Below are 22897 nucleotides of genomic sequence, written 5' to 3' on the forward strand. Positions count from 1 at the left end.
CGGGAATCTTTTTTGTATATATTACTTGGCGTATTCGATGGCCTTGGTCTCGCGGAGAAGGTGGACCTTGATCTGGCCGGGGTATTCCAGCTCGTCCTCGATCTTCTTGGCGATGTCCCGGGCCAGCAGGACCATCTGGTCCTCGCTGATGACCTCGGGCTTGACCATGATGCGCACCTCGCGGCCGGCCTGGATGGCGAAAGATTTCTCCACGCCGGGGAAGGAGGAGGTGATCTCCTCCAGCATCTCCAGCCGCTTGATATAGTTCTCCACGTTCTCACGCCGGGCGCCGGGGCGGGCAGCGGAGATGGCGTCGGCGGCCTGGACCAGGCAGGCGACGATGGTCCGGGGCTCCACATCGTTGTGGTGGGCCTGGATGGCGTGGATGATGTTCTCGCTCTCGTGATACTTCCGGGCCAGCTCCACGCCGATCTGGACGTGGGAGCCCTCCACTTCGTGGTCCACCGACTTGCCCAGGTCGTGGAGCAGGCCGGCCCGCTTGGCCTCGGCCACATTGGCGCCGATCTCGGCGGCCAGCAGCCCGGCGATGTGGGAGACCTCGATGGAGTGGTTGAGCACGTTCTGGCCATAGCTGGTGCGGTAGCGCATGCGGCCCAGCAGCTTGACCAGCTCCGGGTGCAGGCCGTGGACGTTGGTCTCGAAGATGGCGCGCTCGCCCTCGGACTTGATGACGGCATCCACCTCGCGCTTGGCCTTCTCCACCATCTCCTCGATGCGGGCGGGGTGGATGCGGCCGTCCAGAATGAGCTTCTCCAGGGCCAGCCGGGCGATCTCCCGGCGGACGGGGTCGAAGCAGGAGACGGTGATGGCCTCGGGCGTGTCGTCGATGATGAGATCCACGCCGGTGAGCGTCTCCAGGGTGCGGATGTTCCGGCCCTCCCGGCCGATGATCCGGCCCTTCATCTCGTCGTTGGGCAGGGGGACCACAGACACGGTGGCCTCGGCCACGTGGTCGGCGGCATAGCGCTGGATGGCCAGGGAGATGATCTCACGGGCCTTGGTGTCCGCCTCGTCCTTAAAGCGGGCCTCGATCTCTTTGATCTTCATGGCGGACTCATGGGTCACGTCCTGCTCCAGCTGCTTGAGCAGATAGCTCTTGGCCTCTTCCGCGGTAAAGCCGGAGATACGCTCCAGCATCTCCAGCTGGTTCTGCTTGGCCTGCTCGGCCTCGGCCTGGGTGGTCTCCAGTTTGGCCAGGCGGGCGGTGAGCTGTTCTTCTTTTTTCTCGATATTGTCGGTCTTGCGGTCCAGGGTCTCTTCCTTCTGCTGAAGGCGGTGCTCCTGGCGCTGCAGGTCGGCCCGGCGCTCCTTTACCTCGCGCTCGTGCTCGTTCCGGGCCTTGAGGATCTCCTCCTTTGCTTCCACCATGGCCTCGCGCTTTTTGCTTTCGGCGCTTTTATACGCCTCGTTGATGATGCGCTTGGCCTCGTCCTCTGCCGAGCCGATCTCGCGCTCGGCAGACTTCTTCCGCTGCTGGATGCCAACAGGGACCCCCACCGCCAGACCGATCACGATACCGATGATCGCTCCGATAAGATAGGGAAACATCGCGTTATTTACACCTCCAGAAAAATTTAGCTGGGGCGGACCGCCCCAGCGCCCGTGTGTGGACAACATCCCCCACGGGGCTTGTACATAAAAATGAGCCGCAAGCGACGGTGCGCCCTTGCGGCCGCTGAAAAACATCCCCAGGTTTTTCATCTTTTGTCCTAACATATATTTTAAGGGCACAGGGCATTTCTGTCAAGGACAATTCCCGGGCAAACCCGCCGCCGGAACGGAAAAAACCGGGCGATTTTCTCCAAAAAACCGCCCGGTTCGTTCTGCATTTCAAAACAAAGGCCCGTTTTCTCAAACCTGCTGGGGCAGGGAGTCGTCCTCCCGTATCCAGTCCTCCACCTGGACCACGGAGTATTCCCGCTGGGTGTTGCGGATGACCACCCGGGTGATGCCCGCGTTGATGATGACCCGGCGGCACATGGAGCAGGAGGTGGCGTCGTGGAGGAGACTGCCGTCCTTGGCCTCCCGCCCGGCCAGATAGAGGGTGGAGCCCAGGGTGTCCCGCCGGGCGGCGGAGATGATGGCGTTCATCTCCGCGTGGACGGAGCGGCACAGCTCATACCGCTGGCCGGAGGGGACGTTCATGGCCTCCCGGGCGCAATAGCCCAGGTCCATGCAGTTTTTCCGGCCACGGGGCGCGCCGTTATAGCCAGTGGAGACGATCTCGTCGTTTTTGACGATGATGGCCCCATAGCACCGGCGCAGGCAGGTGGAGCGCTCCAGCACCGTTTCGGCGATGTCCAGATAGTAATTCTCTTTGTCGATGCGGTCCATTCGCTTTATCATGGAAAAATACCCCTTCCCGGAGTGGATTTTTTTGATTTAGACCAGTATAGCCCATCTTTTCCCCGGACGCAACGGGGAGACGGGGGTGAATTTACATTTTGTTTACGAATGTCTCCTTGACGCATCCCGGCCAACGCGCTATCATTATTTTAGTCATTCGGCAGGCGTGTCTCGCCTGCCGCTCTTCACTAGAGGGGGCCCTTTTTATGATCCGAAACGCCATCCGGCGATTTATGTATGGCCGATATGGAAACGACCAGCTGAACCTGTTTTTGGTCGTGCTGTATCTGGCGCTCTATCTGCTGTTTGCCGCCACCCGCTTTGTGCCCCTGTACTGGCTGACGGTGGTGCTGATCATCACGGCGCTGTTTCGCACCCTGTCCCGGAATCTGACCCGCCGCCGGGAGGAGAACGCCAAGTTCCTGCGTCTTATCGACCCCGCCGTGCGCTGGATGCGGCTGCGCCGCACCATCCGCCGGGACAAGGAGCACCGCTATTTCAAATGCCCCAACTGCGGCCAGATGCTGCGGGTGCCCCGGGGCAAGGGCAAGATCACCGTCACCTGCCGGGGCTGCGGAGCCAGCTTTCAGGAAAACAGCTGAAGATCACACAAAAAGACCGCTGCGCGGACGCTCGTTCGTCCATGCAGCGGTCTTTTCTTATGCCTGGTCCAGATAGCTCATGGGGTCCACGGGCTGGCCGTCCATGCGGGTCTCCAGGTGCAGGTGGGGGGCCAGGCCGCTCTCGGCGATGGCCGTGTCCCCCACCGCGCCCAGAATGTCCCCGGTGCGCACCGTGTCCCCCTCCTTCACCGTGGGCTTGGCGGCCAGGTTGGCATAGGTCGTGCGCAGGCCGTCCCCCTGGTCCACCACCACCGTGGCGCCCATCAGGCCGTCCTGGCTGACCTCGGCCACTGTGCCAGGCCCCATGGCCAGCACCTCCGTCCCCACGGCGGCGGCCAGGTCAACTCCGCCGTGGGTGCGCCAGTCGCCCAGGGTGGGGTCCAGGGTCAGCGTCTCCACGCTGAAGGGCCGCAGCACCTCCCCCTTCACCGGGCGGGTATACACCACCGGCTCCTGTCCCCGGACGGCGGGCTGGGGGTCGTCTGAGCCGGTAGCGGGCGCGGGAGCCGGGTCGGCCTGCTTGGCCGGGGTCTCCTGCTGCGCCACCGGGGTAGGCTCCTCCGGCACCTGGGGCAGGTCGGGGAGCACCACCGACGCGCTCCCCCCCGCCGGGGAGGACGCCGCCGGTTTGGCGGTGAAGTTGTGGACCAGGGCATAGCCGGAGACGCCGATGGTGGCGACGCACAGCAAAAGGACGATGTAAAAGCCCTTCCCCAGCACAAAGTCGCCCAGCTGTTCCAGTCTGCTTCGTTTTTTCACGGGAAAACCACCTCCGTGGTGAAAGCATGTCCCTTTCTGGGCCAGAATATACCCCGTGGAAAACTTTTTCACTGCCGGGAGGCTGGCCCGTTCTGGACGGGGAGAAATATTTGTGCTATGCTGACCTGGACGGGCCTGTGATGGCCCCATTGGAGGTTTTTTATCATGTATCAGCAGATCACTCTGCCCAACGGTGCGCGGCTGCTCACGGAGGAGGTCCCCGGGGCCCGCTCCGCCGCGCTGGGCTTTTTTGTGGGGGTGGGCTCCCGCCACGAGGCTCCCCGGGAGAACGGCGCGGCCCACTTCATCGAGCACATGCTCTTCAAGGGCACCCAGCGGCGGTCCACCGCCCAGCTGGCCCGGGATATGGACGCCATCGGCGGCCAGGTGAACGCCTATACCACCAAGGAGCACACCTGCTTCTATGCCCGCAGCCTGGACAAGCACCTGGACATCAGCCTGGACATCCTGTCTGACATGCTGTTCCACTCCCGCTTTGCCCAGGAGGACGTGGAGACGGAGCGGGGCGTGGTGCTGGAGGAGATCGGCATGTATGAGGACAGCCCGGAGGACCTGGTGTCTGAGCGGCTGGCCGCCGCCGTATACAAGGGCAGCCCCCTGGCCCGGCCCATTCTGGGCACCCAGGCCACCCTGGCCCCCATGACGGGGGAGTGGCTGGCCCAGTGGCAGCGGGAGCACTACCGCCCCGGCGCTCTGGTGGCCGCCCTGGCGGGCAGCTTTACGCCACAGCAGGTGGACCGCCTGCGCGACTGCCTGGCCCAGCTGGAACCCGGCCCCGTGGCCCAGACCAAGCCCGCGGCTTATCGCCCCGCCGTCACCGCCCGGAAGAAGGCCATCGAACAGAACCACCTGATCCTGGCCTTCCCCTCCCTCACCTATCTGGATGAGCGGCGGCCCCAGCTGCTGCTGCTCAACGCCCTGCTGGGCGGGGGCTGCTCCTCCCGCCTGTTCCAGGAGCTGCGGGAGAAACGGGGCCTGTGCTACACCGTGTACTCCTATGTATCTGACCACGCCGACGCGGGCTTTCTCGGCGTATACGCCGCCCTGAACCGGGAGCAGGAGGGCCAGGCCCTGGACGCCATGCGGGCCCTGGTGTGCGACCTGGCCGACCACGGCCCCACCCAGGAGGAGCTGGACCGGGTGCGGGAGCAGGCCAAGGCCAACCTGCTCATGGGCGCCGAGTCCATCCAGAGCCGCATGAGCCAGCTTGGGGCCTCTGCCCTGCTGTATGGCAAGGTGCGGGAGACGGACGAGCTGCTCGCTCAATACGACGCCGTCACCCGGCAGCAGCTGCGGGAGCTGGCCCAGGAGATCTTCCAGATGGACCGGGCCTCCCTGTCCGCTGTGGGCCGGGTGAAGGCCGCCGCCGACTACTCCGCCTGGCTGGGCCGGTGAGAAGAGAATAAACAAGCGCCCCTCCGGGCACACTGAAGACAGAAAACTTCAAGCCGGAGGGGTGATTTTTTATGGAAGTGAAGGAGCTGATGAACCCGGGCGTGGTGTGGGTGGAGCCCACGGCCACCGCCGCCCTGGCCGCCCGGCTGCTCAGCCGCCACAATCTGGGGGCCCTGCCCGTGTGCGCCGGGGACGGACGGCTGCGGGGGATGGTGACGGACCGGGACATCGTGCTGCGGTGCGTGGCGGCGGAGGACGACCCGGCTCAGACCATGGTGCGGGACATCATGACCCGCAGCTGCGCCGCCGTCTCTCCCCACGCCGACTGCCGCCAGGCCGCCCAGCTCATGTCAAGGCAGCAGGTGCGCCGCCTGCCCGTGGTGGAGGAGGGCCGCCTGGTGGGGATGCTGTCCTTGGCCGACCTGGCCCGCAGCCACCGCTATGACATGGAAGCCGCCCAGGCCCTCAGCGAGATCTCGGAGAACATCGTGTGGGGTGGCAAATAAGCTACGGGACCGGGGCGGGGGAGAGACCCTGCTCCGGTCCGATTTTGGTTGCGGGGGAGGCGGCGGCTGTGGTATACTGACTGCATCAGTTTCACGCACTAACGTGGTGCGAAGTTTGAATGGAGGGAAGGGACATGCAGCACCGGATGCGGGACTATCCTCTGTCCCTGGAGGAGATCCAAAAGTTTTTGGCGGAGAGCCAGGCCGGGACCGTGGCCACCGTGGGGCCGGACGGCGTGCCCTATTGCGTTCCGGTCCACTTTGTCTATGTGGACGGGGCCGTCTATTTCCACGGTCTGCCCGCGGGGCAGAAGCTGGATTACATACGGGCGGACCCCAAGGTGTGCTTTACGGTGTATGAGCTGCACCAGCTGCTGATGGACCTGGAGGAGCGGCCCTGCTTTACGGACACGGCCTATACCAGCGTGGTCATCCAGGGAACGGCGGCGCTGCTCACCGACCTGGTGGAAAAAGAAAGGGCCTTAATGGCCATCGTCCAGAAGTATACGCCCCAGCTGGTGGAGAAGGGCCTGCCAGAGGCCAGAGTGAGAGGCACCGCAGTGGTGAAGATCACAGCGGAGCATATCACGGGGAAATATTACCGCCGGTAAAGAACATACAGCCCGCGCAGCTTAGATCTCAAGCGGCGCGGGCTGTGCTTTTGTGGTTTATCGTTTCTTTTGCCGGTCAGATCATGCTTCGTTATCGCCGGTCCAGCTCCCGGCGCACGGTGCGGGACAGCAGCTCCTGCCCCTCGGGGGAGCGGAGCACCTCCAGCACCGTCTCCCGCACCATGTCCTGGAAGGCGGGGGTGCGCAGCAGAGAGCCGAAGACGGTGCCCTGGTCCCCGCCGCTCTTGGGCTGGGGCGCGATGCGCACGGCCCGCTTGGGGGCGGGGCGGACAGGCTCGTCGTCATCCACGAAGTCTCCGTCCATCCAGGTCTCCTGGCGGGTCTTATCGTTGCTCTCCCCCTTCAGATAGAACAGGGAGACGCCGAAAAAGTCGGCCATTTTCTTCTGCTGCTCGGCCGTGGGGGTGGCCCGGCCGGTCTCGAATTTCTCCGCCGCCGTCTTGGGAAAGCCCAGTGCGGCAGACAGAGCGGGGCGGCTGAGCCCCTTCTCCGTGCGCAGTTCCTCAATGCGCTGTGCCATGGTTATCATGATGAATTCCTCCTTGGATGGTTGAGTTGTTGATATTACAAAGCGTTTCGCCGACGGCGGGCGGCCTGTGGCCGCCCGCGTTGTTTGCCTCTTACAGCGTCCGCAATACGTCCTCCACTCTGCGGCAGTGGTTGGGAAATTTTGCCCGCAGCTCAGGGGCGGCGTTGTCCATGATAAAGGGGCAGCCGGCGGCCTCCAGCATGGGCAGGTCGTTGAAGTTGTCCCCAAAGGCCATGACCTCCTCCGGCTTTACGTCCAGGGCTTTGCACAGCTGCCGCAGGCCGGTGCCCTTGTTGGCCAGGTTAAAGTCCAGCCAGGCCTCCCCGGCGATGGCGTGGTGGAAGGTGTTCTCCCACTTGGGGCCCAGCACGGGCTGGACCTCCACCGCCCCCTGGGGGCAGTAGGCGGAGACCTTTACGATGTCCTCCGGCATGTCCTCCACCGTGGGGAGGATGGCCAGATTATTGCCCACAAAATAGCGGATGTGGTCCACCACGTCCCTCTTTTTGGGGCACAGATAGCTGGTGTTCACCCCGGAGATGAGCACCTCGCACGCCGGGATGTCCATGATCTGGTGGGCCAGGGCCAGGGCGCGTTCCCGCTCCATCACCGTCTTGCCCAGCAGCTGGCCGGGGTTGCCCGGGCCGAAGAGCACCGCCCCGTTTTCGCACAGATAGGTCAGCTCGTCCGCCGCCGGGGCGAACAGCCGCCGCAGGCTGTGGTATTGCCGCCCGCTGGCGGGGCAGAACAGAATGCCCTTCTGCTTCAGGCGGTGGATCTCTTCAAAGATCACCGGGTCGATCTCCGCCGCCCCATTGTGCAGCAGCGTCCCGTCTATGTCACTGGCGATCAGCCGGATCATATGTCGTTCCTCCTTGGATATGGCTCATGTAGTTGCTTTAATGGCTCACGTCCTGATATTCCGACGGGCTCATGCCCACCAACTTTTTGAACGTGGCGGAAAAATAGGCGATGTCCCGATAGCCCACCTGCTCGGCCACCTCGTATACCTTCAACCGGCAGTCCCGCAGCAGCTCCATGGCCCGGTGGATGCGATATCGGGTGAGATAGTTCAGCAGGGTATAGTCGGTCTCCTTCTTGAAGGTGTGGCTCAAGTGCCCCTCGCTGATGCCAAGATGCTGGGCGATGGCGGCCACGCCGATGTTTGGCTCGTGATAGTGTTCGCCGATGTAGGCCATGGCCTCCAGGACGTATTTGCTCTTGTCCCCCTTTTTCAGCTCGGGCAATGGCAGGGGAGCGGGACCCTTTTCTCCCCCCTGACCGGCCCGGTCCATGCGCTGCTTCAGGCGGGTGACGGCCTGCTCCAGCTCCCCGTCGTGGAAGGGCTTGAGCAAAAAGTCCACCGCCCCCAGGCGCAGGGCGGTCTGGGCATAGGCAAAGCTGTCGTAGGCCGTGAGGATGATGACGAAGGCGTTGTTGCCCCGCTCCCGCAGCTGGCGCAGCATCTCCAGCCCGTCCATGACGGGCATTTTCAGGTCGGTGATGATCAGGCTGGGGTCATAGCGCTCCACGGCCTCTAATGCCTGGACGCCGTTGGCCGCCTCGCCCACCACCACGCAGTCCAGGGCGGCCCAGTCCACGGCCAGCACGATGCCTTTGCGGATCATCTCCTCGTCCTCTACCACCAGCACCTTCAGCACTGCGCCTTCTCCTCCCTTCGTATGGGCAGGGTGGCCGTGACCACAGCCCCCGGCCCGTCCGTTCGGTTCTCCAGATACAGGCCAAAGCCCTCACCGTAGTATTTTATCAGAATGGTGTCCACGTTGTACAGCCCCAAATGTCCCCGGGACAGCTCCCGGTCCCGGCGGGCGTAGGGTCCCAGCAGCTCCGTTGGCAGGCCCCGGCCATTGTCCAGCACCTGAATTTGCAGCTTGCCGTCCTGCTCCCGGGCCCGGACCCAGATCTCCCCGTGCTCCGCCCCGTCCACGCCGTGGAGCACGGCGTTTTCCACCAAAGGCTGCAAGATCATCTTGGGGGTCAGGCAGTCGGCCAGTTCCTCCGGCAGGTCCAGGCGGAAGGAGATGGCCCCGGACATGCGGATGCGCTGTATCTCCATATACCGCTGCAAGATCTCCCCCTCCCGCCGCAGGGGGACGAACTCATCCGGGGAGATGCAAAAGCGCAGGATGTCGGCCAGGTCCGTGGACATCACGGCAACTTGTGGCACCTGGTTTATTTTGCTGATCCACTTCATGGTGTCCAGGGTGTTGCACAGGAAGTGGGGATTTAATTGGGCCTGGAGCATCCTGATCTGGGCCTGGTTCAGCTCCCGCTGATTTTCCACCAGCTGGGCCTGGTTGAGCTTCAGGGCGGCCACCATGCCGTCGAAGCGCTTTGCCAGCTCCCCCAGCTCGTCATCCTGGTCCAGCTGGACCCGCACGTTCAGGTCGTTCTGTCCCACCGCCTGGATGGCCGAGTGGAGCCGCTGGATGGGCCGGAACATCTGGCGGCTGAGCTTCCAGCTCAGGCCCACACAGATGAGCAGCCCCAGGGCCGCGCAGCCCAGGCTGACGGTGTAGAGCAGGTCCAGGGTGTTCCGGTTGAACACCTGGGGCCGCTGGAGGACCAGATAGAGCCCCGTGTCCGGCTGCTGGGCGGCGGTGCAGATAAAGTCCTCCTCCGCCATCTCCAGGCTGCCCCCCGCCAGCAGATGCTGCCGCAGGCCCTCGGCCCGGGCGGCGGCCTGAGAGGGCTGGTCGCAGTATACCGGCTGCCAGAACCGGTCCACCACCAGCAGACTGTTCTGCACCCCGTATTTCCCCGCCACCAATTGGCGCAGGCCGCTTTGATACAGGCTGACCACCAGATAGCCGTCCAGGCCGCCCTCTGGGCCATAGAGGGGGGCCGCCCCCTGGAGCAATGGCTCCCCCTGGGCGTTCACGTCCTCGCAGGCCACAAAGCGCAGGCTGCCCGCCTGACGGGCCGCCCGCAGCACCCCCCAGTTCACCGGGATAGCCCGCTGGGAGGGGAGGGCCTGGGTGGAGTAGCGCCAGCGGCCCTGGCGGTCGTACAGGTCGAAGCGGGCATAGCTGCGCACCTCCCGCACCGCCTGAAACAGGCTGTTATACACCTGGGCGCTGTCTGCCTGCCCCCCGGCCAGGGCCGCCATGACCACGTCGTCCCCCGCCAGGTGCTCCGCCGCCCGGTCAAAGCCGTCGTAGGCCGACTCCACGGCGTACAGGGCGCTGTTCAGATGGGCCTGGGCCTCGGTGCGGGCGGCGTCAGTCAGGCGCAGGCGGAAAATTTGCAGCAGGGACCCGGCGCACAGCAGCAGGGGGATCATGGCCGCCGCCAGAAAGGCCCAGAACAGCCGCCGCCGGAAGGAGCCGGACCAGATCTTCTTCATGCCGCTCCCTCCCCGTCCAGATAGAAGGCCCAGGTCATCAGGATGCCCTCCCGGTTTTTGCTGGCCCAGTCCACGTCATAGTCCACCAGGCGGATGCCCGCCAGATCGGGCAGGCTCTCGTCCCCAGACACGTCAGACCGCACCGGGCGGCGGTAGAACCGCTCCCCCAGCAGCTGCTGCACATCCTGACTGATGGTAAAGTCCAAAAATTTTTTGGCGTTATCTTCATGGGGCGCGCCCTTCACCAGGGCGCTGGCGTCGGGCACGGCGCTGGTGCCCTCCTTGGGATAGACCAGGGAGACGTCCGCCCCGTCGGAGACATATTTCAGGGCGGTCTCCTCCAGGGCCACCCCCAGCCAGGCCCCGCCGTCGGCCACCTCGTCCAGCACGGCGCCGGAGCTGTCCAGCTGCCGCCCGTCCAGATTTTCCGCAAAGGCCCGGACGTCCTCCTGCCAGTCGCCCCCCAGGGCGGCGGCCATGGTCACCAGACTGGTGAAGCAGGAGCCGGAGATCTCTGGGTCGGCAAAGGCGATGTGCCCCCGAAAGGCGGGGGAGAGCAGGTCCCGCCACCCCGTCACCCGGGAGGAGGACAGCAGCTTGTTGTTATAGAGGAGCACCACCGGCAGGGTGGAGAAGGGGGTCCACAGGCCGTCCGCCCGGGCAAAGCGGGGGTCGATCTTGTCCGCATCCCGGGCGGTATAGGGGGTGAAGCAGTGGGCATAGGCCGCCAGGCCCTCCACGCCGCCGCCGAACATCACATCGGCCCGGGGGGCGTCCTGCTCCTGGTCGATGCGCTCTAACAGCTCGCTGCTGCCGCCGGTCTCCACGGTGACCCAGATGCCGGTGCGCTCTTCAAACTCCCGGACGATGGGCCGCCACACCTCCGCCTTGTGAGAGGTATAGATGACTAAGCGCTCGGCCTCCTCCGGGGCAAAATCGCTCTCCGTCTGCTCCTGCCGGGAACAGGCGGTCAGTCCAAGGCACAGGGCCAGGGCTGTGCCCAAAGCCGCCAGCCGACGCGCAAGTCCCATGGTCATCCCCCATTTCTTTTAAAATCCCACTAATTATAACACAGCTGCCCCGAAATTTGTCATCATTTTCACCATAGATATCAGCCGTTTCAAAGAAAGCGCAGATTTGTCCCCTGTTTTTTCGTTTCTGTCTCCCATATAATAAAAGTGCTGTAAGAAATGCTATCTGGCGTTTCGTTTTTATGGAAATTGTTTAAAGGAGGACAAAACATGAAACAGCTGAAACGATTGATCTCTCTGGTCCTGGCCGCTTCCCTGAGCCTGGCTCTGGTATCCTGCGGCGGGAACAGCGCCGGAAATGGCTCCGGCAGCGCCGGCGGCAGCTCCAGCAAGTCCGGCGACCTGACCCCCACCCAGCAGATCATTCAGGAGGCCCAGGGCATGACCATGGAGGAGCTTGCCAAGAAAGCCATTGAGGAGTCTAACGGCAAGATGTTCTATGGCGTGGGCAACTCCAGCCGCGGCAAGAGCGCCCTGCCCCTGTTCATCGAGTATTTGCAGTCCATCGACCCCAGCTATAACATGGAGTTTGAGTGGCAGCAGCCCAAGAACAACAAGATCTTCGACCAGCTGACCGCCGATTCCCTGAAGGATACCGGCACCTTTGCCATGACCCTGATCCAGGACGGCAACCAGATCGAGTCGAAGATGGTGCAGCCCGGCGTGCTGGACACCTTCATCCCCAAGGAGTGGGCCGAGGCCAACAACACCACCGCCGCCGATTACGACGGCTTCCTGCCCCTTCAGACCCTGAACAAGGTGTTTATGTACAACAACACCGGCAGCAAGACCTATGACAACTGCTGGGACTTTGTGGCCGAGGGCGAGCACGGCCTGTTCATGGACATCGACTCTGAGATCGTGGGCAAGAACTTTTTGTACATGCTGACCCGCGACGACTATGCCGCCTGGCTGAAGGAGGCCTTTGAGGCCCTGTCCGCCGACGAGCAGGCCTATTTCCAGCCCACCATCGACGCCATGGAGTCTGAGGCCGCCGACCTGGGCCTGGGCGCCGACGCCAAGTATTCCCTGGCCTGGATCAAGCTGTGGGTGGAGAGCTATAACGAGCAGACCGACGACGGCCCCATCTGCAACACCCTGGTGGACAAGTCCGCCACCGACCAGTTCGGCCTGCTGGTGTATTCCAAGCTGCGCAGCGTGGAGGAGTCCTCCTCCGTCTCCGTGAACAACGTGAACGTGGCCGCCTATGACGACGGCTATCAGGGCATCGGCGGCTACGGCTACTGCCACTACCTGTTCGTCACCGACAACAGCCCCCTGCCCTGGACCGCCTGCGCCTTCATCGCCTATATGACCTGCACCGAGGACGGCTTCTCCGCCTGGGGCAAGGACATGGGCGGCTACTCCTCCAACCCCGCCGTCATGGCTGAGAACGAGGAGACCTATCACCACCAGACCGGCGGCATGGCCGAGGACGGCGTGACCGTGCAGTTCCCCGCCAAGAATGACCGGGGCTATGAGTGGTGGACCACCGACGGCAAGCTGGTCCTGGAGGACCCCGAGTATTGCGCCTCTGTTGCCTTTACCGTGGGCAGCTGGGTGGAGATGCTCACAAAGTACAGCGCCAGCTAAGCTCCCTTTTCCCATCGGGCGCTGTTGACCGGCCCTGAGCACCGCATGAACAAGCGCCCTTGGAGCCCGGCTTGCCCCGCCTCCAAGGGCGCTTTTCCGGTAACATGAAGGAGAGATTCCATGGATCAGACAACTACCCCCCGGGCCTCCCGGTCCGCCATTCGCCTGAACAAGGTGAAGACCTTTTTTTCCAAACCCCATAACGTGATCCTCCTGCTGATGGGCCTGGTCCTCACGGTCACCACCGTCGCCCCCATCATCGCCATTGTGGAGGATACGTTCAAGATCCACGCCGGGACCATAGACGCCTATCTCACCGGCCAGTCCAGCGGCTACACCGCCGTGAACTACATCGACCTGTTCACCAGCTCCATGGCCCGGTCCAACCTGTGGAACCCCCTGCTGAACACGGTGTGGCTGGCGGTGGGCACCTGTGTGGTGTCCATCCTGTTCGGCGGCCTGTTCGCCTTTCTCATCACCCGGACCAATCTGGCCTGGCGAAAGTATTTAAGCTCCATCTTCATCTTCCCCTATATCATGCCCCAGTGGACCCTGGCCGTGGTGTGGCAGAACCTGTTCAACTCCAACGCCGTCACCGGCACGTCCAACGGTCTGCTGGCCGCCACCGCCGGCATCACCATGCCCATCTGGTGGTGCAAGGGCCTGTTCCCCAGCGTGGTGGTGCTGGGACTGCACTATGCCCCCTTCGCCTATATCCTCATCGGCGGCATCTTCCGCAACATGGACGCTAACCTGGAGGAGGCGGCCACCATTCTGGACACCCCCAAGTGGAAGATCATGTGCCGGGTCACCCTGCCCATGGTCAAGCCCGCCATTTTGTCCACCATCCTGCTGGTGTTCGGCAGCGCCATGGGCTCCTACCCCGTGCCCCACTACCTGGGCCTGACCACCCTGGCCACCAAGTATGTGTCCATGAACTCCAAGTACACCGGCGAGGCCAGCATCCTGGCCATCATCATGATGATCTTCGGCGTGGCCATCATGCTGCTCAACCAGCTCAGCCTGCAATCCCGCAAAAACTACACCACCGTCACCGGCAAGTCCGGCCAGATCTCCAAGATCAACCTGGGCCGGGTGGGGCGCTATGTCATCGCCCTTATCCTGGTGGTGGTCACCTTCTTCACCAGCATCTTCCCCATTGTCTCCTTCGCCTTTGAGACCTTCCTGCCCAACCCCGGGGATTACTCCTTCCTGTACACCGGGGACACCAAAAATCTCACCACCAAGTGGTGGGTCACCAGCGAGAACGTCACCGAAAACGGCATGTACGGCCAGAAGGGCATCCTGCATAACGAGACCATCTGGCACGCCTTCCGGGGGACCATCTGGGTCAGCGTGTGCTGCGCCCTGCTGGCGGGCACCATCGGCACCCTCATCGGCTATGCCGTGTCCAAAAACAGGCGAAGTAAATGGGCAAACTATGTCAACAGTGTGGCCTTTCTGCCATATCTGATGCCCTCCATCGCCGTGGGTGTGGCCTTCTTCATTTTGTTCTCCAACGAACATGTGAATCTGTTCAACACCTATACCATCCTGATTATCGTGGGCACCATCAAATACATCCCCTTCGCCAGCCGCAGCTCGCTGAACTCTATGCTTCAGCTCTCCGGCGAGATCGAAGAGGCCGCCATCATCCAGGACATCCCCTGGATCAAGCGCATGACCCGCATCATCATCCCCATTCAAAAGTCCTCTATCATCAGCGGATATCTCCTCCCCTTCATGACCTGTCTGAGAGAGCTGTCCCTGTTCATGCTGCTGTGCGTCCAGGGCTTCATCCTGTCCACCACCCTGGATTACTTCGACGAGATGGGCCTGTACGCCTTCTCCAGCGGCATCAACCTGATTTTGATCATCACCATTCTGGTCTGCAATACCCTGGTCAACAAGGTGACAGGGGCCAGTCTGGACAAGGGAATTGGAGGTTAAATCATGCCTGAAATCAAATTAGAGCACGTGACCAAGCGCTGGGGCAAGTTCTATGCCGTGGACGACCTGGACCTGGTCATCGAGAATAACTCCTTCGTCACCCTGCTGGGCCCCTCCGGCTGCGGCAAGACCACCACCCTGCGCATGATCGCCGGGCTGGAGACCCCCACCAGCGGGCGCATCACCATCGGCGACCAGGTGGTCTTTGACTCTGACCTGGGCATCAACGTCCCGCCCAACAAGCGGAAAGTGGGCTTTCTGTTCCAGAACTATGCCCTGTGGCCCAACATGACGGTGTATGACAACATCGCCTTTGGTCTGAGCAACGTGAAGGACAACCTGCCCAAGATCGACTTTGAGGCGAAAAACGCCGCCCGCCTGGCCCAGATCCTGAAGAACCCCGGCGAGGTGGTGAAGATTTTAGAGGACTGCCGGGACAAGAACGGCAAGATCGACGAGAAGAAGGCCTATATCAAGCTGATCGACGCCTTTACCATCTCCATCTACACGGCCAAAAAGCTCTTTGGCTATCACCTGGAGTCGGGCAAGGACCCCGCCGCCGACATCGCCGCGTTAGAGGGCAAGGTGGCCGCCGCCCAGAAGAACCAGACCCTGGATGACCAGTTCCGGGTGGTGCAGAACGGCCAGCCCGTGGTGGAAAAGCGCAAGCTGACGAAGGAGGAGATCGACCTGTCCGTGCGCCGGGTCTCTCGCATCGTGAAGATCGGCATGTTCATGGACCGCTATCCCGCCGAGCTGTCCGGCGGCCAGCAGCAGCGGGTGGCCATCGCCCGCACCCTGGCCCCGGAGCCCTCCGTGCTGTTCATGGATGAGCCTCTGTCCAACCTGGACGCCAAGCTCCGCCTGGAGATGCGCTATGAGCTTCAGCGCCTCCACGTGGAGACGGGCTCCACCTTCGTCTACGTCACCCACGACCAGATGGAGGCCATGACCCTGGCCACCCAGATCTGCCTCATCAACAACGGCGTGCTCCAGCAGTACGACGCCCCCCTCACCGTGTATAACAAGCCCAACAACCTGTTCGTGGCCGACTTTGTGGGCAACCCCTCCATCAACTTTGTGGAGGCCACCGGCGCCCAGGACCCCGACGGCACCATCCCCCTCACCCTGCTGGGGGGCCGCAGGGCCGTGTTCCGCCCCGCCAGCCCCGTCAGTCTGCCCGACTGGTTCAAAGCCCGGAACGAGGACATCGCCCGCCAGGAGGCCGAGCACCAGAAGAAGGCCGCCCAGAAGTCCTATGTGGAGAAGAGCAACAAGGACGAGACCTTCCGCTATCACATCGCCAAGGTGGTGGAGGAGGACGACTCCCTCCAGGAGGAGCCCGTCCTCACCGACGCCGACCTGGTGCTGGGCATCCGGCCCGAGTTTTTGGACATCGCCGACTCCAGCGCCCTGGAGGGCGAGATCTACGGCGCCATGCCCACCGGCATGGAGTCCACCATCAAGGTCCGGGTGGGCGACTTCCTGCTCACCGGCGTGATCTTCGGCAGCTCCCTGTTCACCATCGGGGCCAAGGTTCCCCTGTCCATCTCCGGGGACAACATCATGCTCTTTGACCGCAAGAGCGGGTGCTGCATCGCCTTTGGCTCCCTGAGCTTCTGATTTTTCCCTCTTTGTGCAAAAGCGCGGCTCCCTGACCTGCGGGAGCCGCGCTTTTTTCGCGCCGGGCCGGGATAAAATCCCCCGTGACCCTTGTAAATGTGGAAAAAATCATTATAATAGATTCATCTGGCCGTCTTCCGGCCAGGCCAATTTGTTTTCAATTAAACTTTATATACAGAGAGGATCATTTTTATGGAACGCACTGCCATTGCCGCCCTGTTCGCCGACCAGGAGGCGCTCAGCGGCCAGACCATCACCGTCTGCGGCTGGGCCCGCACCATCCGGGATATGAAGACCTTTGGGTTTATCGAGCTGAACGACGGCTCCTGCTTTAAAAATCTTCAGGTGGTCATGGACGCCAACACCCTGGACAACTATAAGGAAATCGCCGGGCAGAACGTGGGTGCGGCCCTGATCGTCACGGGCACCGTGGTCCTCACCCCCCAGGCCAAGCAGCCCCTGGAGGTGAAGGCCGCCTCCATCGCCGTGGAGGGCCCCTCCGCCCCCGACTATCCCCTTCAGAAGAAGCGCCACAGTGTGGAATTCCTGCGCACCATCCAGCACCTGCGCCCCCGCACCAACCTGTTCTCCGCGGCGTTCCGGGTGCGCTCGGTGGCCGCCCACGCCATCCACTGCTTCTTCCAGGACCGGGGTTTTGTCTATGTGAACACCCCCATCATCACCGCCTCTGACTGCGAGGGCGCGGGGGAGATGTTCCAGGTGACCACCCTGGACCTGGCCAACGTGCCCAAGACGGAGGACGGCCAGGTGGACTACAGCCAGGACTTCTTCGGCAAAAAGGCCAGCCTGACCGTGTCCGGCCAGCTGAACGCCGAGAACTTCGCCATGGCCTTTGGCAATGTGTACACCTTTGGCCCCACGTTCCGGGCAGAGAACTCCAACACTGCCCGCCACGCCGCCGAGTTCTGGATGGTGGAGCCTGAGATGGCCTTTGCCGACCTGAACGACTATATGGACACCGCCGAGGCCATGATCAAGTATATCATCCGCTATGTCATGGAGCGCTGCCCCGACGAGATGAACTTCTTCAACTCCTTTGTGGACAAGGGCCTGAAGGAGCGCCTGGAGCACGTGGCCTCCTCTGACTTTGGCCGGGTGAGCTACACCGAGGCGGTGGAGATCCTGAAGAAGGTCAACGACCAGTTTGACTATCCGGTGGAGTGGGGCAGCGACCTGCAGACCGAGCACGAGCGCTATCTCACCGAGCAGGTGTTCAAAAAGCCTGTGTTCGTCACCGACTATCCCAAGGAGATCAAGGCCTTCTATATGCGCCAGAACGAGGACGGCAAGACGGTGGCCGCCGCCGACTGCCTGGTCCCCGGCATCGGCGAGATCATCGGCGGCTCTCAGCGTGAGGAGCGGCTGGACGTGCTGGAGGCGCGCATCAAGGAGCTGGGCATGAACCCCGAGGACTATAAGTACTACTGCGACCTGCGGCGGTACGGCTCCTGCCGCCACGCCGGCTATGGCCTGGGCTTCGAGCGCATGGTCATGTACCTCACCGGCATCGGCAACATCCGCGACGTGGAGCTGCACCCCAGAACGGTGGGCAACGCGGAGTTCTAACATCAAATAAAGACGTAAAAAAACGGAGCCGGGATCGGCTCCGTTTTTTTGTAGCCCGAAAACCACTCGCTAGGCGAGTGGTTCCAAAAAGCTTAAGCGGAGAGTAGACGAAAAAACTCCTTTTGCTAAAGTAAGATTGCGGTCTGCCAACTGCAATCGAAAGCAAAAGGAGGACATTCAGGATGGGACTGAATGACATAAACAGTTTATCGCATACGAAGTGGAACTGCAAGTATCACATAGTATTTGCCCCGAAATATAGGAGAAAGGTATTTTAAAAAGAAAAGCGGCTGGCGGTGGGAAAGATTCTGCGGCAGCTGTGTGAGTGGAAGCATGTGAAGATCATAGAGGCAGAAGTGTGCCCGGACCATGTGCATATGCTGGTAGAGATTCCGCCGAAGTATTCGGTGTCGAGCTTTATGGGATACTTGAAAGGGAAGAGCAGTACGATGTTGTACGAGCAGTTCGGAGAATTGAAGTACAAGTATCGGAGCCGTGAATTTTGGTGCCGTGGGTACTATGTGGACACGGCAGGGAAGAATGCGAACCGAATCAAAGAGTACATTAAGAATCAGCTGAAGGAAGACGAGATGGGTGAGCAGCTGACGATAGGCGGAAGCAGCCCGTTTACGGGTCGCAAGTAACAAGCCTGACGCGGCTGGCAGACCGTACTTACGCGTTAACGCGTTATGCGAGGAACAAAGGGCTTTGCCCGCATATGAAATACCCCCGGCTTTGCCGGGGGATATTTATTACTGGGATTTATTTCAGCAGCCCATAGCTCTGCTTCAGCAGCAGGATGCGGGAGACGCTCTCATCGATGCAGGCTTGGCTGATGGTCCCGTTTTCGGCGGCGTTCATCACCGCTTCAAAGGCCGCCTGAAGGTCCTCGGGGCACAGGAGGATGTCACAGCCCGCCTCTATGGCCGTCACGGCGGCTTCCGCCGGGGAATATTCCTGGGTGATCGCGCCCATCTCCAGGGAGTCGGTGATCACCACCCCCGGAAAGTTCAGTTGCTGCCTTAAAATGCCGCCGACGATCTCCCCCGACATAGACGCGGGCGTCAGATCGCCTGTGATCGCGGGGGCCGCGATGTGCCCGACCATCACGCAATCCTGGGCGGTGAGCGACGCATAGGGGAGCCATTCGCAGGCCTCCATCTCCGCCTTTGTCTTGTAGCTCACCGCGATGCCCACGTGGCTGTCTTCTGCGGTGTCTCCGTGTCCGGGGAAATGCTTGAAGGTGGGGATGATCTGCTCCTGCTTCAGCCCCTCCGCCATGGCCTTTGCCATACCTGCGGCGACGTCGGCGTCCGATGAAAAGGCCCGGGTCCCGATCACGGTATTCTTCGGATTGGAGTTCACGTCGGCCACCGGGGCGAAGTCCAGATTGAATCCATATTGACGCAGATACGCGCCGATGGTCGCACCCATGTCCATGGCCGCCGCGAGGTCGCCGCTCTCCCCCACGGAGGCCGCGCTTTGATACTGCCGGACCGCAAAGGCGGGGTCGTTGGCAAGCCGGGCGACCAGGCCGCCCTCCTCATCCACCGCTATAAAAAGGGGCGTGCCGCTGGCAGCTTGCATATCGCGGATAAAATTGGTGGTCTGTTCGGGCGATGCGATATTCTTTCCGAACAGGACAAGCCCGCCCACGGGGTACTGGGCCAGCGTATCCGCCATGGCGCCGGACAATTCGGTCACGCCAGCCCCGGCGGGGTCCTCGATCTGGTCCTCGGTCTGGGATAAGTCCAATGCGTCTGGGCGGACGAGGAACAGCTGTCCCACTTTTTCTCGGAGGGTCATATTCTGCAAGAGAAGCGAGACCGCGTCCGTCTCAGTGGGAGGCTCCGGTTCCGGCTGGGGCGGTTCGGGTATCGTCGGCTCTGCTTCTGAAGCTGACGTCTCCTGCTGGGGTACAGAGCTTGCGTCTCCCGGAGCCGTCTGGGAACAACCGGCCAGGAGAGACAGGGCGAGCAGGGCGGCAAGGCTGCGGTTTATCCACTGTTTCATGTGTGGTTCCTCCTGAATGCAGTATTTATGGGCCGTGTCGGCGGGCCGCTGGGGACAGCGGCCCCTACGCGCCCGGTCACAGCCAAATGCTGCTGGCGTGGGCCATGCGGGTGCGGGTGTATAGGATGACCCGGTCCCCCTGGTGGAGGGTCAAATCGCCGTTGGGGATGAGCATCCGGCCCTTGCGCTTGACGATGACGATGAGGGTCTGGCGGGAGATGTCCAGGTCCCGGATGCGCTGGCCGTTCCAGGGGTTGTGCTGGCGCAGCTCCAGCTCCTTCAGCTCAATGTGGTGCTGGTCGCTGCTGCCCACCGACTCGGCCCCCAGGACCAGCACGTCGTCGGCCATCAGCTCTACGCTGCCACGGGGGACCACCACTTCATGTCCCCGCTGGATGGCCACCACGATCACGCCGTGGGGCAGGCCCAGCTGCTGGATGGTCTTGCCCGACCAGCTGTCGTGCTCGGTGAGGGCCACCCGGATGAAGTGGACCTCGTCCTCGTCGGCGTACTCGCTGATGCGCTTGATGCGGGTATACTGATCCACAAATCCGGCGGAAATAATACCCGTTGGAATGGCCACCATGCCCACGCCCAGGAACGTAATGACGATGCTGAACAGCTTGCCCATGGTGGTGACGGGGTAGATGTCGCCGTAGCCGATGGTCAGCAGGGTGGACACCGACCACCAGATGCCGGAAAAGGCGTTGGTGAAGACCTGGGGCTGGGCCTCGTGCTCCAGGCTGTACATGCACAGGCTGGAGGCCAGCATGAGCACCAGCAGAATGAACACGGAGGAGAAGAGCTGCTGCCGCTTGCTGGAGATGACCTCGGTAATGACACCCAGAGAGTCGTAATAGGCGTTCACCCGGAACAGGCGGAACACCCGGGCCACCCGGAACATGCGGAAGGCCACCGCCCCGCTGGGGAAGAACACCGGCAGATAATAGGGCAGGAAGGACAGCAGATCCACCAGGCCGCTGAAGGAGAAGATATACCGCAGCACCGCCTTTGGTTCCGACAGGCTGGGCCGCAGGAATTTGGCCGTCCACAGCCGCAGGCAGTAGTCCAGGGCGAAAAAGGCCACGGTGATGGCCTCTACCGTCACCAGCCAGGGGCCGAACTTGACGTGGAGGTCGTCAAAGGTATACATGACGCTGACCACCAGATTGATGACGATGGACAGGATGTTGAAGGCGTCGTACACCTGGCTGGCCACGTCGCCGGGCAGACCGATCTCGATGATCTCGAACAGGCGCTTGCGCCGATCGTCCCACTCAGACTCCATTTTTCTCTCCTCCAGACGCCCCGCCGATTGGATCAGGCTGCGGGGCCTTTGGTGTTACAGGGCGGCCTGGATGGGGGAGAGCTCCACCCCCCGGTCCGTCACCGCAGTCTGCACCCCCAGCAGGGGGCACAGGTCGCTCAGGGGCAGGCACCGCCCGCCGCCCCGCTCCACCGTGGGGCCGGACAGGCGGATGGTCATCCCGTCCAGCAGGGCCCGGCGGCCCACGGGCAGCTCGATCTTATGCCGGCCGTCAGACAGGCGGAGCACCCCGTCCTCGCCTGTCTCTCCCGCCCAGCCCAGGGCGGCGGCCAGAGCGGCGGCGTCCACATAGGTCACGCCAGACAGCCGGGTCACCTTGTCCCCCAGGTCCAGGGCCTGTCCCTGCCAGAACAGGGCGGGGGCCTGGTTCTCCCCCGGCTGGACCTGGGCGGCCAGATACTCCTCATAGGTCAGGCCCTGGTCCATGCAGGTCTGGGCGATGGCCTGTCCCACATAGCGGTAGTGCCAGGGCTCGTAGCGATAGCCGGTGATGGACTCCTTGTCCTGGGGATAGCGCAGCATAAAGCCGAATTTGGCGCAGTTTTCTTGGAGCCAGGCGTATTCCACCGTGTTCTCGAAGTGGGCGCTGATGCTGGCGGTGTTGATGTCCAGGGCCAGGCCGGTCTGGTGTTCGGAGTAGCCGGGCCGGGCGGAATAGCGCTTCGGCATTGGCCTTGCCGTCGATAGACACATAACGATTGTATAGTCCTGTTTGGGTCTCATAGGACCGGTAGGCGGACACGCTGCGCAGGCTGATGCCGTCCGCCTTGGCCGCGTCGGCCATGGCCCGGAAGGCCGCCGCCGCGTCGGGGACCATGCTGCCCACGCCATAGCGCCCGCCCAGCTTCTCCAGCTCCGGCACGTAGGTCTCGGGCAGGCCGTGGTATTTGTTCACCAGCACCAGGGGGTCGGACGGGTCATCGATGGGCCGGGCGTCATCATAGGGGGCAAGGTCCTGGTCCAGGTTGACCTGGGTGACGATCTCCTGGGCGCTCGCCTCCGGGTGGGCCTGGGCATAGGAGAGATAGCGGGCCTCCCGGTCCAGGCGGCTGTTATCCAGAGCCAGACAGGCCAGCAGCCGGGCGTCCAGCCCCAGGGAGCGCTCCCCCAGCCGGGACCAGAGCTGCTCGGCCTGGTCATTGGAATAGCCCAGCTCGGTCAGGGCCGACAGGGCGGCGCGATAGCCCGCGGCGGGGTCAGGTTCATAGAGCAGAGGGGACAGCCCCTCCACCGCCGCCACAAGGGGCGGCTCCTCCGTTTTGGCGGCCAGGGCCGCCGGAGACAAACACAGGGCCAGGGCCACCGCCCCGGCCAGAATACGCTTGGATGATGTGGACATGCTGAAAAGACCTCTCTAGTTATGCTGATATCACAGGGTTGAGCAAGGTATGTCATTCCGAGGAGCGCAGCGACGTGGGAATCCGTGATCCACGTCCCTTGGCCCCCTTGTGAAAGGGGGCTGTCAGCGAAGCTGACTGAGGGATTCCGTTTTTAGGATAGCTTTCCGGTAGTCGGAATCCTTCCGTCACGGCTTCGCCGTGCCACCTCCCTTTGACAAGGGAGGCTGATGGACG

General features: G+C 62.6%; 19 protein-coding genes and 2 pseudogenes. 9 read left to right on the top strand and 12 right to left on the bottom strand.

The features are described from left to right. Positions 1 to 21: 21 nt before the first annotated feature. Complete coding sequence (gene rny / locus ACSAMP_RS05080; RefSeq protein WP_457799734.1) at positions 22 to 1569, bottom strand: ribonuclease Y; 1548 nt, start codon at positions 1567 to 1569, stop codon at positions 22 to 24. 303 nt (positions 1570 to 1872) lie between these two features. After that, positions 1873 to 2355 (bottom strand): deoxycytidylate deaminase, encoded by a 483-nt coding sequence (locus ACSAMP_RS05085; protein WP_441796805.1) that lies wholly within the window; start codon positions 2353 to 2355, stop codon positions 1873 to 1875. A 218-nt stretch (positions 2356 to 2573) separates the two neighbouring features. Between ACSAMP_RS05085 and ACSAMP_RS05090 the strand changes: the two genes are divergently transcribed. Then, positions 2574 to 2969 carry a hypothetical protein gene (locus ACSAMP_RS05090; RefSeq protein WP_441796750.1) on the top strand — a complete coding sequence of 132 codons (396 nt, stop codon included), beginning with the start codon at positions 2574 to 2576 and terminating at the stop codon, positions 2967 to 2969. 57 nt (positions 2970 to 3026) lie between these two features. On the opposite strand, the gene ACSAMP_RS05095 is transcribed toward ACSAMP_RS05090, so the two are convergent. Further along, positions 3027 to 3749 carry a peptidoglycan DD-metalloendopeptidase family protein gene (locus ACSAMP_RS05095; RefSeq protein ID WP_457799735.1) on the bottom strand — a complete coding sequence of 241 codons (723 nt, stop codon included), beginning with the start codon at positions 3747 to 3749 and terminating at the stop codon, positions 3027 to 3029. Positions 3750 to 3914: 165 nt separating this feature from the next. On the opposite strand from ACSAMP_RS05095, the gene ACSAMP_RS05100 reads away from it, so the two are divergent. From ACSAMP_RS05100 to ACSAMP_RS05110, 3 genes are all read left to right on the top strand, one after another. After that, on the top strand, positions 3915 to 5165 hold the full coding sequence (locus ACSAMP_RS05100; protein WP_441796748.1) for a M16 family metallopeptidase: 1251 nt from the start codon (positions 3915 to 3917) through the stop codon (positions 5163 to 5165). Between the two features lie 71 nt (positions 5166 to 5236). Then, positions 5237 to 5671, top strand: a complete 435-nt coding sequence (locus tag ACSAMP_RS05105) for a CBS domain-containing protein (RefSeq protein WP_441796747.1) — start codon at positions 5237 to 5239, stop codon at positions 5669 to 5671. Between the two features lie 134 nt (positions 5672 to 5805). Further along, positions 5806 to 6282: a pyridoxamine 5'-phosphate oxidase family protein gene (locus tag ACSAMP_RS05110; RefSeq protein WP_457799736.1), complete on the top strand. Its 477-nt coding sequence runs from the start codon at positions 5806 to 5808 to the stop codon at positions 6280 to 6282. A 91-nt stretch (positions 6283 to 6373) separates the two neighbouring features. On the opposite strand, the gene ACSAMP_RS05115 is transcribed toward ACSAMP_RS05110, so the two are convergent. The 5 genes from ACSAMP_RS05115 to ACSAMP_RS05135 form a co-directional block, all read right to left on the bottom strand. After that, a complete protein-coding gene (locus ACSAMP_RS05115; RefSeq protein ID WP_457799737.1) occupies positions 6374 to 6832 on the bottom strand; it encodes a helix-turn-helix domain-containing protein in 459 nt (152 codons plus the stop codon). Positions 6833 to 6923: 91 nt separating this feature from the next. Next, a complete protein-coding gene (locus tag ACSAMP_RS05120) occupies positions 6924 to 7694 on the bottom strand; it encodes an HAD family hydrolase (RefSeq protein WP_457799738.1) in 771 nt (256 codons plus the stop codon). A gap of 37 nt (positions 7695 to 7731) precedes the next feature. Beyond that, positions 7732 to 8493 (bottom strand): response regulator transcription factor, encoded by a 762-nt coding sequence (locus ACSAMP_RS05125; RefSeq protein WP_457799739.1) that lies wholly within the window; start codon positions 8491 to 8493, stop codon positions 7732 to 7734. Further along, on the bottom strand, positions 8487 to 10199 hold the full coding sequence (locus ACSAMP_RS05130; protein ID WP_457799740.1) for a cache domain-containing sensor histidine kinase: 1713 nt from the start codon (positions 10197 to 10199) through the stop codon (positions 8487 to 8489). The genes ACSAMP_RS05125 and ACSAMP_RS05130 overlap by 7 nt, the downstream gene beginning before the upstream one ends. Next, positions 10196 to 11230 (bottom strand): ABC transporter substrate-binding protein, encoded by a 1035-nt coding sequence (locus ACSAMP_RS05135; protein WP_457799741.1) that lies wholly within the window; start codon positions 11228 to 11230, stop codon positions 10196 to 10198. The genes ACSAMP_RS05130 and ACSAMP_RS05135 overlap by 4 nt, the downstream gene beginning before the upstream one ends. 210 nt (positions 11231 to 11440) lie before the next feature. On the opposite strand from ACSAMP_RS05135, the gene ACSAMP_RS05140 reads away from it, so the two are divergent. The 5 genes and pseudogenes from ACSAMP_RS05140 (at position 11441) to tnpA (ending at position 18627) form a co-directional block, all read left to right on the top strand. After that, positions 11441 to 12823: a hypothetical protein gene (locus ACSAMP_RS05140; protein ID WP_457799742.1), complete on the top strand. Its 1383-nt coding sequence runs from the start codon at positions 11441 to 11443 to the stop codon at positions 12821 to 12823. A gap of 120 nt (positions 12824 to 12943) precedes the next feature. Further along, positions 12944 to 14773 carry an ABC transporter permease gene (locus ACSAMP_RS05145; protein ID WP_457799743.1) on the top strand — a complete coding sequence of 610 codons (1830 nt, stop codon included), beginning with the start codon at positions 12944 to 12946 and terminating at the stop codon, positions 14771 to 14773. A 3-nt stretch (positions 14774 to 14776) separates the two neighbouring features. Continuing rightward, positions 14777 to 16396 (top strand): ABC transporter ATP-binding protein, encoded by a 1620-nt coding sequence (locus ACSAMP_RS05150; protein ID WP_457799744.1) that lies wholly within the window; start codon positions 14777 to 14779, stop codon positions 16394 to 16396. 192 nt (positions 16397 to 16588) lie between these two features. Further along, entirely contained in the window at positions 16589 to 17983 is a 1395-nt protein-coding gene (gene asnS / locus ACSAMP_RS05155) for an asparagine--tRNA ligase (RefSeq protein WP_457799745.1), read from the top strand. A 182-nt stretch (positions 17984 to 18165) separates the two neighbouring features. Then, positions 18166 to 18627, top strand: a pseudogene (tnpA, locus tag ACSAMP_RS05160) (IS200/IS605 family transposase). A gap of 118 nt (positions 18628 to 18745) precedes the next feature. Here the strand turns inward: tnpA and ACSAMP_RS05165 are convergent. The 4 genes and pseudogenes from ACSAMP_RS05165 to ACSAMP_RS05180 all read right to left on the bottom strand — a co-directional run. Beyond that, positions 18746 to 19996 (bottom strand): glycoside hydrolase family 3 N-terminal domain-containing protein, encoded by a 1251-nt coding sequence (locus tag ACSAMP_RS05165; RefSeq protein ID WP_457799746.1) that lies wholly within the window; start codon positions 19994 to 19996, stop codon positions 18746 to 18748. 76 nt (positions 19997 to 20072) lie between these two features. After that, positions 20073 to 21284, bottom strand: a complete 1212-nt coding sequence (locus ACSAMP_RS05170; protein WP_457799747.1) for an ion transporter — start codon at positions 21282 to 21284, stop codon at positions 20073 to 20075. Positions 21285 to 21338: 54 nt separating this feature from the next. Continuing rightward, positions 21339 to 22046 (bottom strand): M15 family metallopeptidase, encoded by a 708-nt coding sequence (locus tag ACSAMP_RS05175; RefSeq protein ID WP_457799748.1) that lies wholly within the window; start codon positions 22044 to 22046, stop codon positions 21339 to 21341. Beyond that, positions 21997 to 22662 (bottom strand): annotated as a pseudogene (locus ACSAMP_RS05180) (D-alanyl-D-alanine carboxypeptidase family protein); the annotation flags it as partial. The pseudogene ACSAMP_RS05180 and the gene ACSAMP_RS05175, both read right to left, overlap by 50 nt. Positions 22663 to 22897 lie beyond the last annotated feature (235 nt).

This window comes from Flintibacter sp. SJQ-8 (assembly GCF_054108085.1).